General features: G+C 59.8%; 3 protein-coding genes and 6 pseudogenes. 3 read left to right on the top strand and 6 right to left on the bottom strand.

Translation table 11 applies throughout. From position 1 onward, the window contains the following. Positions 1-78: 78 nt before the first annotated feature. From AC0L3U_RS37825 to AC0L3U_RS37810, 4 genes and pseudogenes are all read right to left on the bottom strand, one after another. Positions 79-279: a hypothetical protein gene (locus AC0L3U_RS37825; protein ID WP_259217525.1), complete on the bottom strand. Its 201-nt coding sequence runs from the start codon at positions 277-279 to the stop codon at positions 79-81. A 564-nt stretch (positions 280-843) separates the two neighbouring features. After that, positions 844-1,143 (bottom strand): annotated as a pseudogene (locus AC0L3U_RS37820) (transposase); the annotation flags it as partial. Between the two features lie 66 nt (positions 1,144-1,209). Next, on the bottom strand, positions 1,210-3,012 hold the full coding sequence (locus AC0L3U_RS37815) for an ABC transporter ATP-binding protein (protein WP_473364905.1): 1,803 nt from the start codon (positions 3,010-3,012) through the stop codon (positions 1,210-1,212). 1,704 nt (positions 3,013-4,716) lie between these two features. Continuing rightward, positions 4,717-4,918 (bottom strand): annotated as a pseudogene (locus AC0L3U_RS37810) (IS481 family transposase); the annotation flags it as partial. A gap of 271 nt (positions 4,919-5,189) precedes the next feature. On the opposite strand from AC0L3U_RS37810, the pseudogene AC0L3U_RS37805 reads away from it, so the two are divergent. Then, a pseudogene (locus tag AC0L3U_RS37805) lies at positions 5,190-5,815 on the top strand (conjugal transfer protein TrbE); the annotation flags it as partial. Positions 5,816-6,048: 233 nt separating this feature from the next. Further along, a pseudogene (trbJ, locus tag AC0L3U_RS37800) lies at positions 6,049-6,678 on the top strand (P-type conjugative transfer protein TrbJ); the annotation flags it as partial. A 339-nt stretch (positions 6,679-7,017) separates the two neighbouring features. Here the strand turns inward: trbJ and AC0L3U_RS37795 are convergent. Beyond that, positions 7,018-8,110, bottom strand: a pseudogene (locus AC0L3U_RS37795) (IS630 family transposase). A gap of 1,053 nt (positions 8,111-9,163) precedes the next feature. On the opposite strand from AC0L3U_RS37795, the pseudogene AC0L3U_RS37790 reads away from it, so the two are divergent. Then, positions 9,164-10,279, top strand: a pseudogene (locus tag AC0L3U_RS37790) (IS4 family transposase). A 7-nt stretch (positions 10,280-10,286) separates the two neighbouring features. On the opposite strand, the gene AC0L3U_RS37785 reads toward AC0L3U_RS37790, so the two are convergent. Continuing rightward, entirely contained in the window at positions 10,287-10,757 is a 471-nt protein-coding gene (locus AC0L3U_RS37785) for an IclR family transcriptional regulator (protein WP_445432982.1), read from the bottom strand. Positions 10,758-11,132 lie beyond the last annotated feature (375 nt).

Genomic DNA, 11,132 nt, shown 5'->3' with positions numbered 1-11,132 from the left:
TCAAGCCCCCAATCCCTGCAATCTCAAATGCCACCGCAACCGAAAAACTGACTCCTGCTCAATCGCTTAGAGCCTTGCTCACGGACGACTACTCATGATCGCGCGCGAAGGTCGCATGCCCGCCCGGCACTGGTGGCAGATCCGTCGCTGTCGTTGCGGCAGGATACCCGGCTTCTCATCGTAGGAGACGATCGCTACCGGTTTGTCCGACTTCTTCGACCGGTTGGCTGCCTTTTTCAGGATCTGGACCTCGCGATAGACATACAGAACCTCCGCCATCTTCTGCTCGAACTCGGCGCCGCCAAGATAAGTAGCGCACCTTTTGCGGTTTGATTTCCTCCTGCCCGAGAAGCTTGCACACTGTGCCCTGAACCAGACGGGCGAGACAGTGGTCCGTGCTCGCGGCATGGCGGGCCAACAGCCGCGTCGTCCACAACTCGTGCGGATAACCATGCTCCTTGGCCTTGTCGCACGCCAGAGACACCAGCCAGGCCTTGCTCGCCACCTCGATCGCTTGCCGCCATCCTCCCATGATAAAACTCCTCGTTCAGTCTATTCCAACGAGGAATCCACAAACAAACGTCTCGTTCCATCACCGCCAAGTTCAAGGAATCGGTCGTTAGGCTGCAACTGCACTTCCCTTTGTGTTGCGCTCATCGGGTGCTGCCTCTTATTGCCTCCCGACGAGGCTCCGAGATGGCCTCAGCAGCTTGGGGCAATCGTGGCGATCCATTCCTTTGATTCAGAAGCGAACTTGCGCGGAGCGCGCCGTACCACGCTAGTCCGCATCGTCGGTCCTTCCTTGACGCGGTCCATGAACGGATGACCATGACGCGAAACTTAGGTAGCGAAGACTCCGATGTGGCATTTCGTAAATCTTGCCTGCCGAACCAGTGTATTCGTCGCGTCACACTGCATGATGCTTTGCCTTGCTTGGGAAAGGCGGTCCGGTCGATCACCAGCACGGCATCATCATCCGCCAAATGCTCCACATAGTCGCGCACGATGTCACGCATCGGCGTCCCAATCCACGCCCGAGAATTGCATGCTGCTGCCTTGGGTCGGGATCGCCAGCCCCCTCCGACCGCATCCAACCAATGTTGCGCCGTCATCTCCGAGCTGACCTTCGAGGAACAGGGCTGCACGTCCCACACGCGCTTGCGCAGAAAGCTCCAAGAGGCAATTGGTATGCCATAACAGTGCACCCACCTACTCCACAGCGGAGATTATGCAGCCCAATTCAGTCGTCTGGCGCTCGAACAGGTTGCGATAGATGCCGCCGGTCTTGGCGGCGAGCAGGGTATGCCTGCCCTGCTCCACGATCTGTCCGCGGTCGAACACCAGGATGCGATCGAGGCCGCGCACCGTCGCCAGCCGGTGCGCGATCACGATCGAGGTGCGGCCTTTCATCAGCCGCTCCATGGCCTGCTGGATCAGCGCCTCCGATTCCGAATCGAGGCTCGAGGTCGCCTCGTCCAGGATCAGCACCGGCGCATCGGCCAGGAAGGCGCGCGCGAGCGCCACGCGCTGCCGTTCGCCACCCGACAGTTTGACGCCGCGCTCGCCGACTAGCGTGCCGTAGCCCTTCGGCAGACGCACGATGAAGTCGTGTGCATTGGCGAGCCGCGCAGCCTGCTCGATCGTCGCCGGCCTGGCGCCGGGCCGGCTATAGGCGATGTTCTCGGCGAGCGAGCGGTGAAATAGGATCGGATCTTGCTGCACGACCGCGATCTGGCCGCGCAGCGATTGCTGCGTGGCCTTGGCGATGTCCTGCCCGTCGATCAGGATGCGACCGCCCGAGACGTCATACAGCCGCTGCACCAGCTTGATGAGGGTTGTCTTGCCGGAGCCGGAGCGACCGACGAGACCGACGCGTTCGCCGGCGCGGATCGTGACCGACAGTCCCTCATAGAGCGGCGCGTGATGGCCGCCATAATGGAACGTGACGTCGTCGAACACGAGCTCACCGCGCTCGATCGCGATCGGCCGCGCGTCCGGCGCATCCGCAATCCCGATCGGCTCGTCGTGGATCGCCACCAGCTCCTCCATGTCGTTGATCGAGCGCTGCAGGTTGTTGATGTGCATTCCGACGTCGCGCAAATAGGCGTGAATGACGTAATAGCTCGTCAGCACGTAAGTCACGTCGCCAGGCGAGGCGTGCCCCGACATCCACAGCAGCACCGAACCGCCGATCACGGAGGCACGTAACGCCAGCAGCAGCGAGAGCTGCGACATTGCGGTGTAGTTATAACGCAGCCAGGTCCGCCGCAGGCGCACGCGCCAGCGGTTGACGACGCGGGCAAGCCGCGCATCCTCGCTCGCCTCCGCGCCGAACGACTTCACCACGGCGTTGCAGGTGAGCGCATCCGCCAGTGTGCCGCCGACCTTGGTGTCCCAGGCATTGGAGACGCGCGCGGCCGGCGCGATGTAGCGCGTCGAGAACAGCACCGTCATCGTGACATAGACCAGCGCGCCGAGCGCGATCACCGCGCCAAGCGAGGCCCAGTGCAGGCCGAGCAGGATCATCGAACCGATCAGCACCAGCAGCGAGGGCGCCAGCGCCATCAATATGCTGTCATTCAACAGGTCGAGCCCCCACATGCCCCGGGTGACCTTGCGCACCGTGGATCCTGCGAAGGAATTGGCGTGCCAGTCGGTCGAGAAGCGCTGCACGCGCATGAAGGCGCCTTCGGCGACCTCGGACATGATTTTCAGCGTGAAAGGCATGATGGCCTGGAGACCGGTCAGCCGCAGCACCATGGAGGCTGCACCCAGCGCCACGATTCCGGCCAGCGCCACCAGCGCCGCGTGACGCCCGGCGGAATCGGATGGGCCGCGCATCAGCGCATCGATCAGGTGCCCAGAGAACACCGGCATGAACAGGTCGGCAACGGTCGCGCCCAGCAGGCCGCCGGCCACGATGAGGCTGCGCCCCGGCTGCTTCAGCCAGTGCCGGAACACGAAGGGCAGCACCACGCGTATTGCCGCTGGCTTTTTTGTCAGAGCGGCCATGGCGTCACCTGGCCGCTTCTGACGCACGGAGCGCTCCCACCTCTGAATCTTCGACTTGTACCCTCGTCCAAAAAGATCGAGGCCATAATCTTGTAGGTCATCATTAACGGTCCTTGAGCAAGTTGAACCAAAGCCCCCCTTCAATGCTCGTGCCACTAGCAATAGCTTAATTCATCGGACGTTTTCGAACGGACGTGTTGTGTCCCCGACAGCCTGTCGCGGAACTGACGGTCGGCATCAGATGCGATAAATGCGTAATCGAAGAAGCCGACGATCGCAGTCGAATTTGGAACCTTTTGGCCACAAAAGCGCATCGTCGTATGGATCGTCCAGCTAGGCGGTTCAAGTCTCGCACGTCCCTTGGGGAGCGCCGCATAGTCCTTTGTCGTGAGCTCATTGGCGGCGCTGTGTCGCCGGCCGAGTAAAATTGCCACGCAGCGCCCAGTAGGTGCCACCGAGGACCAGGAAGAGTACACGAGCGCCGTCTCCTGCAAGCGCTTTGCCGGACAGGCGCGGAACCTGAAAGTGTGGCGGCAACCAACTCGGCGCGCTGCATCCCCTGGGCGACCACTCCCGAGCCGACAAGCTGCTTGCGAGCTTCAAGCGCAACGTCGGTGATCTGCCAGGGTACGATGTAGCTTTGTAAAGTAGTGAAAAACACCAAAGCCTTGAAGTGTCCGGGCTTTGGGCTGCACCTGTGCGGCATCCTCTGCCGTTTCGATCTGGTCGATTGACTTTGGCGTCGGTTCTTTTGCCTAGTCTACCGCGATTGTGGGCAGCTGGCATCATTGAGACGTTGAGCAACCGGCCAGGGCACTCGAGCTCTCGGTCCTTGGACCGGCGTTACATCTGCTCGCATCTTGATTCTCGATCTATGGATACCGGAGCTGCCGCGAGTGTGGAACCTGCCAGCGTCATCGGACAATCTCCAGAGACGATAGGCCGATACTGCAGCCATAGAACACCAGCAAGGTGCAGGCGTTGGAAGGACCACGCCGGGAAGATAGAACCGCAAGCTCCGGAAGAGTGCGGTCGCGGCGTCTGCGGAAAATTGTTGCTCTACATCAAAAAAGCTTCGCAAACAGGTGCATGTTGTTTAGGCACCAACCGTTAGGATAATCAACGTCGCGCAACGAGCGCATTGGACGACGACACAAATGTCAGCACAGCGGCCTAACTTGCTAGCGGAAATTGTGAGCGTCAGAGATGTGAATTGCAAATATCTCGGTAAAGAGTGCGAATTCGCAGTCCCGTTTAATTGGGAGCTAAGGGGACGGAAACTGCGCATAGCAACAGAAAGAATGACCGCCCGCGTTGCCAGGGACCGCCCCAGTATAGGGAGGAACGCCCAAGGAGGGCGGCGATAAGCGCGAGGCGCCACCGCATACCCGAGCTAAGACCATCGCGATCGACGCTCAATTGAACGTAGGTAACCGTCGAGGATCCAAAGGGATGCACGTATGATACGAAGGTTTTATTGTCTGCCCTGAGGCCGTCGTTCCGACCAAGTAGATGAAGGCGTGCTGTCCGGTCCGCTGTGGGTTCGTGAGATAAATCCCAACGATCGCCGCTGGCCTTTCCGACCTGCGAATTTCAGCCATCCCCTGCAGGTCAGCGCTCGCGGAAAGTCGCGTTGGCGCTTCAACATTTCGAGTCGCAATTGCAAGAATTGTTAGGAGCTACACGAACCCTGTATCTGCAGCTCTAGCTGTGGAGCCTCAAGAGTTTGTCCCTGGTCAAACCGAGCCTGCTGATCGGTGTTTGAGTTACAACACCGTGGGTCCGTGCCAGCGTTGTAGCCAGATCGGCAGCTCTTCGGCCCGCTGATCTGAGGTGGGATAGGCTTGACGTAAGCCAATTCCAAAAGCGCGGTTTGGATGAAGCGCTCGGCCTTGCCATTCTTTCGGCGTGTGCAGTTTGGTGCGGATGACATATGGCGGATTGCGAGAGAGACAAGGGGTGTAGCGTTGTCGCTGACGTCCGCACATATCCAGGCCCGTCATATCGCCAAACCGATGTCGATCAGAGCCATCCGATTAAACCCGAACGCGGGCATCTCGCACCCATCGTCCTAAACTTCGTCAATCGAGACTACATGCCGGGCGAATTCGGCATCCATGATTATGGAGGCCGTCGAGATGGATGGCCGGACCTCAGCTCACTCCGGCAAAAATTCTAGTGAGCGGCTGGGAGAGGCCTCCGTCCAGGTATTCGAGACCGATGGATTGATCGGCACCTCCGTCACGCGCCGGCTGTTCTTGCCTACTTGTTACCCCGAGCTTTGACGGTCGGCCGACACTGCTCATCATCGATGAGCGATGGCTTGCGCTCGATGATGCCGATTCGCAAGAAGAACGCCTTGGTCGTGTTTCCGACCCAATCGCTTGCTGATATCGACGGCTCCGCAATTGTACCTGACATCATCAAGAGCTGTCCGACCCGGATCCGTCTTCCCGATCACTGCGCCATCGAGCCACAGATTATGGTGATCTAGCAGAGCTTGGGCTGAACGAGCGGCAGATCTGACATCCTCGCCCGCGCAATTCCCAAGCGCGACTACTATTGCCAGTCGCCCCGCGGCAACCGGCTGTTTGACTTGGCCTCGGCGAAATCGCTGGCCTTTGCGGCCGCGTCGTCCAAATCGGACCAGACCCTCATCGTGCGTGTGCTTGCCGAGCACGGACGGGACGACTTTGTCACCGGCTGGCTTAGGGCGCGCGACCTCGGCTGGGCCTGCAATCTCATTCCGCAACTCGTCAAGCAAAGGGAGCTGTCACGAATCGTCTTCGCTCGCTTCTGGTAGCAAGTATCGTTGCAATACTACTACGACAGTCGCGCCGCGTAACCTGCTGTTGACTTGTCCTTGGCGAAATCGCTGGCCTTTGCGGCCGAGTCGTCCAAATAGGACCAGACCCTCATCGTGCGTGTACTTGCCGAGCACGGACGGGACGAGTTTGTCACCGGCTGGCTTAGGGCGCGCGACCTCGGCTGGGCCTGCAATCTCATTCCGCAACTCGTCAAGAAAAGAGATCTGTCATGAATCGTCTTCGCCCGCTTCTGGCACCAAGTATCGTTGCAAGCTGCGTCGTGCTGACGCCCCGGGAGGATAAAGCGCAGTGGATCGTGTTCGATCCCAACAACTACGTGCAGAATGTGCTCACGGCCGCGCGCGAGCTGCAGCAGATCAACCATCAAATCACTTGACTGCAAAAACGAAGCGCAGATGCTGACCAATCAGGCGAGAACCTTGCGAGCCTGCCGTATTCGTCGTTGCAGCAGCTCGTGCAATTGATTCAGCGTACGGAGCAGCTGCTCTTACCGGCGCAGCGCCTCGCGTATCAAGTCCAACAGATCGATCGCGCCTTCCACTTACGCGCCGACATCCACGAGCATGTCCGATCGGGCTGCTCGTCGACAATGCCCGAACGCGATGGCAGAATTCCGTCACCGCACTCCAGGATGCCACTCGGGTGCAGGCGACTGTCGTCCGCAACCTCGGCACCAACCGGACCCAGATGCCGGCCTTGGTCACGCCGAGCCAGGGCGCGTCAGGTACGCTCCAGGCGAGCCAGGCTGGCAACCAAGCTCCTTGCAATGCAAGCTCAGCAAGTTGCCGACCTCAGGGCCATCGTTGCCGCGGAAGCACGCGCGCAGGCGCTAGAGGCGCCCGACGGCAAGATTGCGCTCGTCAACTATCGCTATTGTGATCGTTGATCGGCTTTTCGCGGCTGCGGAACTGAGAATGCGTAGGAGCACCAGCAGAAGGTCAGGATCGTGCGAACTGGAGATCTCTTGACCACACTGACCAGGCGAATGAATTCATCAAGGACACACCTCGTTAAGCCGGCGGGTTCCTTGCGGAAACCCTACGGGTCCGAACGGATCGGCCACAAGTTGCCGGCCTATCGCGGAAGGTCCTTGCCGGCGGCAGCGCTCTTGTGCTCGTGCTGATCACTGGCCCCGCGTTCTAGTGGTTCATCACAGTGGTTTTGCCTCTTGTCGTTGCTAGGCCCGGCGGAGTTTGGCGCGGGCTTTGTCGGTTGTGAACATCCATATGATGCGATCTCGGGTTTTATTTCGTTGCAGTTGCCATGCTGTGATCTCGTTTCGGAGCCTGTTCGGGTCGTCGATGCGACGGCCGAGACATTGACGCTGCAGCACGCTGATCTCGCACTCGACCATGTTGAGCCAACTCGCGTGTTTCGGGGTGTAGTGGAATTCGATGCGGCGCAGGATGCGAAGGGCCTCAGTGGGCGCAAATGCTTGATACAGCGCGCCGGCGGTATGGATCGACAGATTGTCCCGCACGACACGGATCCAGGCGGCGTCGGATAATGGATGTCGACGAGTTCGCGCATGCAGTGCGCGTAGTCTACGGCGGCGCGGCGGTCTGTCACCTCGACGCTGCGCCAGCCACGATGTGGGTCGAAGGTGACGAAGAGATTGATCGTGCCGTTGTGGCGGTACTCGTAATCGTAGCGCTCGCGCTGTCCCGGCTGGGCTGGAATCGGCTGACGCACCTCGCCAATGAGCTGGACGGGGTCTCGTCGAAGCAGACCAGCGGCCGGGCGGGATCTGGCGCCTCGGCGTAGAGGTCGAGCACGTCCTCCATGCGGGCGACGTATTCGCCATCGACGTGGGGGATGCACAGCATGTCCCTGCGCCACGGCTTGAGGTCATTCTCGACCAACCGGCGACGCACGGTCTCGCCCGACAGGCTGTCGTGATCGGGGAGCTTGACCATCGTGTCGGCCAAAAGCGTCAGCGTCCATCGTTTGCGGCCGGCGGGCGGCTTGGCGCATGCGGTCGCCACCAGCAGGCCTCCTCCTTGCCGGTCAGCTTGCGCTCCGCGCCCGGACGCGGCTCCTCGCTCAAGGCCCGCTCCAGATTGCCTTCCACGAAGCGGCGCTTGGTCCGGCCGACGCTGGAAAGGCTGACCTGGACGGTTCGGACAATCTCCGCGTCACAACTACCGGCATCGGCCGCCAGCAAAATCTGCGCCCGCTTGAGCTTGCGAGCGGCATGCCTGCCGCCGCCGAGCATCGCTGTCAGTTCGTCCCGCGATTTGGCTCAATTCGACCCGATAACGTACATTCATGCTTCGCCTCCTTGTCGGAGGCCCGACCGAATCCAGCGATGAGCCAAAGGGCACGCACTTCACGGAGAAGCAGGGGTACTATCTGGCTTTTATCTACACCCACGCGGACACGTTCGGACGCCCACCTGCCGAAACCGACATGCAGCGCCATTTTTCGCGTCAGCCCGCCGTCGGTCCACCAGATGATCGTCACCCTCGAATGAAACGGTTTCATTGGCCGTCAGCCTGGTGTTCCCCGCAGCATTGAGAGTCTTCTGCCACCTGAAAACGTGCCCATCCTCGAATGGCTCGGTATGTCAAAATCACTGTGACGAACCACTAGACGCTGCAGGAGAAGCGGTCACGTACTTCGGCGCGGGAGGAGCTTTACTCGGCCGACCACCACAATGTCGCGGATCAGCTTGCGACCGTGCCGAAGGACTACGCCGAGATTCCGAAGGACGTACGACGTCTCGGGCCGCCTTTGCCGGCCGATCTCGGCCGTCCGATTGTCGCGGCACAGAGCTCTTCGTCTGCGAGGTTCATTTGGGTTTATCCCGAACAGCAGCGTGTTAACCGGGAGAGCGAGGCGGCGCGGACCACAAGGTATTCGCCAAACTCCGGGCCGCGAGCCCCGACCGGCTCCTCAATTAAAGTTCCTTCAAACACGACGCCATCATCCGACAAGGATTTGCTCCGAATGGCCAGGACCGAAAGCTCGCATTCGTCAGTGCAACCGTCGATCATCGGAGGACAAGTTCCGATCACCTCTGAGGCCAGCTGCTCCCTTTTTAATCCAGGCCGGAACAGCCATTGCGGCCGCTCTCATCATAGGTATCCGCTCCGACCTACCTGGTCAGATCTCCTAGGCGCTGCGAGATAGTCGCCGCCGCAGTCATGACTAGAGGCGCCAGCTGTCCTTCGGCCGGCACGGTGATGGCAATTGCGGGCACAATCCGTCCCCTCGATCGCCAGGGCTGTGCCGGGAATGATTCACTATGCCGCAGCGCATGCCCGGCAAATCCAGGGTGAACCGGATACTTTCTGGTTATCGAGACTCAGAAAGGGCCGGGCATGCGCTACGTGAATAGCATGTTTGGGGAGCTCCTCAAACCGATCGACCGACGAGAAGTTAGGGAAATCGTCGAGCGGCATGACGGCAACGCGTACGACAAAAGGTTCAAGAGCTGGGATCATCTTGTGACGATGGTGGGCGCCCAGGTGGGCCAGGTTGCGAGTCTGCACGCTATCGAGGCCACCTCTAAGGCAAACTCGCATCAGCATTATCAGGGGTAGGCAAGGCTCCTCGCTCGACGCTCTCGCGTGCGAATGCACGGCCTCTGGTGGGCATTTTCGCGAAAACCTTTGCCGTGCTGGCAAAGAAGGCCGATCGACACACGCGAGGGGAAGGCGCCGAGATGGTGCGGTTGATCGAGTCGAGCCCAGCGCCATTGGGCAAAATGTGTGAATGGGCCGAATGGAATGGTTGTATCCGCGGCATGAAGATGCACGTCGTCTGTCATCTGGGCGGCGATGTCCCGCGTTGGGTCGAGATTGCGCCAGGAGCCGTCAACGACGTCGAGATCGGTCGTAAAGCCGAGCTCGAAGCCGGCGCGACCTACGTTTCGACAAAGGTTATTATCACTTTGGCTGGTGGCAAAAGACAAGCGCCGCCAATGCGTCCCTCGTCGCGCGCGTCAAGGTGAACACGCTTGCGCAAGACGAAGTCGCGGCACGTGCGCAAGACCACTGGCGATAGCTTCAAAATCATCGCTGATGCCGATGTAGTGCTCGCCAGCAAGGGTGATTCCAAGCTGCCGATCCCGTTGCGACGCATCAAGGTCAAACGCGACAAAGGCGGGACGATCACTCTCATCACCAACGATCTCGAACGCATGGCAGTCGAGATTGCGGGCCTCTGCAAGGGTTGCTGACAGATCAAGCTCCTGTTCCGCTGGATCCAGCAGCATCTCAACCTCCGCAAGTTCATGGGCAAGAATGACAACGCCATTCGTCTGCAAATCATCGCTGCGATGATCACTTATCTGCTCCTGCGTCTCGCGCGGCGTCTGAATTCCTTGCCGATGCTGCAGCTGCGCTTCGCCGAGCTCGTTTGTCAACCCTTGTTACTGCGAAAGTCGATCGCGGAAATCTCCCAGCAAGCCAAAGCCCAGGTTCTCTCCCGACTAGCTGGCGTTTACCTATGCGCGATTGTTCCCGGGACAGCCCTGCCTCGATCGAGGACCACGGCGGCAATCGAGGCTGTCTCAGCAATGAATTGTCCCACGTTCAGCGCGTATCCTCGCTCGCGAGTGCTGCACAGCTCGCGTTCAAGCGCGCTCGCATCAGTGATCGTACAGTCCGTATAGGATTCAAGGCCGAGTGCCAAAACCTCCTCCAGAGTGGTGCCGGGCATTTGCGACAGTATGGCTTTTCCAGTAGCCGTACAGTGGGCCGGGTTGCGACGCCCGGGTGCTGCGACGTGCTTTATCGACCCGGGGCCAAGTACATGCTCGATGTTGATTGCCTCCGTCCTGTTCCAAAGACTGAGCGAGGCTGTTTCCATTGTGCTCTCGGCAAGTTCTTCGAGATAAGGTCGCGCCACCCTGACCACATCGAGTTTAGAAAGAAGCCTGCTCGCGAGCGCGATAAGCTCAATTCCGAGCACAAACCGGCCAGTCTCTTCGTCACGCTCGAAAATCCATTGTGTTCAAGAGGCGGCAGTGTCCTGGAAACGGCACTGACATGCTTTCCTAGCGGGCGCGCGATCTCACTTACACTAATCGCTCCTTTTTGACTGCCTGCTATTTTTGGTAGCCTCGGTTCAGGAGATTTTCTGCAGCGAACTTTGATATATATCGGAAGAGCAGCGCCTAAGGAGAGTCTCGATCGGCTGATCGACGAATATACATTCGAAGATTGCTGTATGTATCAGGCGCGGGAGCGGGGCTACGGCGAGTCGATGGCGGTGCATCCCACTAAAGAGGAAGTCGCTGGCCGCAGGGCATTCCGCTCGGTGGCCGATCTGCCCGAGGCGCCTGAC

It is taken from the genome of Bradyrhizobium sp. Kon69 (assembly GCF_055807515.1).
Note: the sequence above shows the minus strand (reverse complement) of the source record. Positions and strands in the feature narration are given on the sequence as shown.

Bases quoted from the DNA above. Each gene is read 5' to 3' on its own strand.
- AC0L3U_RS37825 (WP_259217525.1), bottom strand. From the start codon at position 279: ATGGCGGAGGTTCTGTATGTCTATCGCGAGGTCCAGATCCTGAAAAAG.
- AC0L3U_RS37815 (WP_473364905.1), bottom strand. From the start codon at position 3,012: ATGGCCGCTCTGACAAAAAAGCCAGCGGCAATACGCGTGGTGCTGCCC.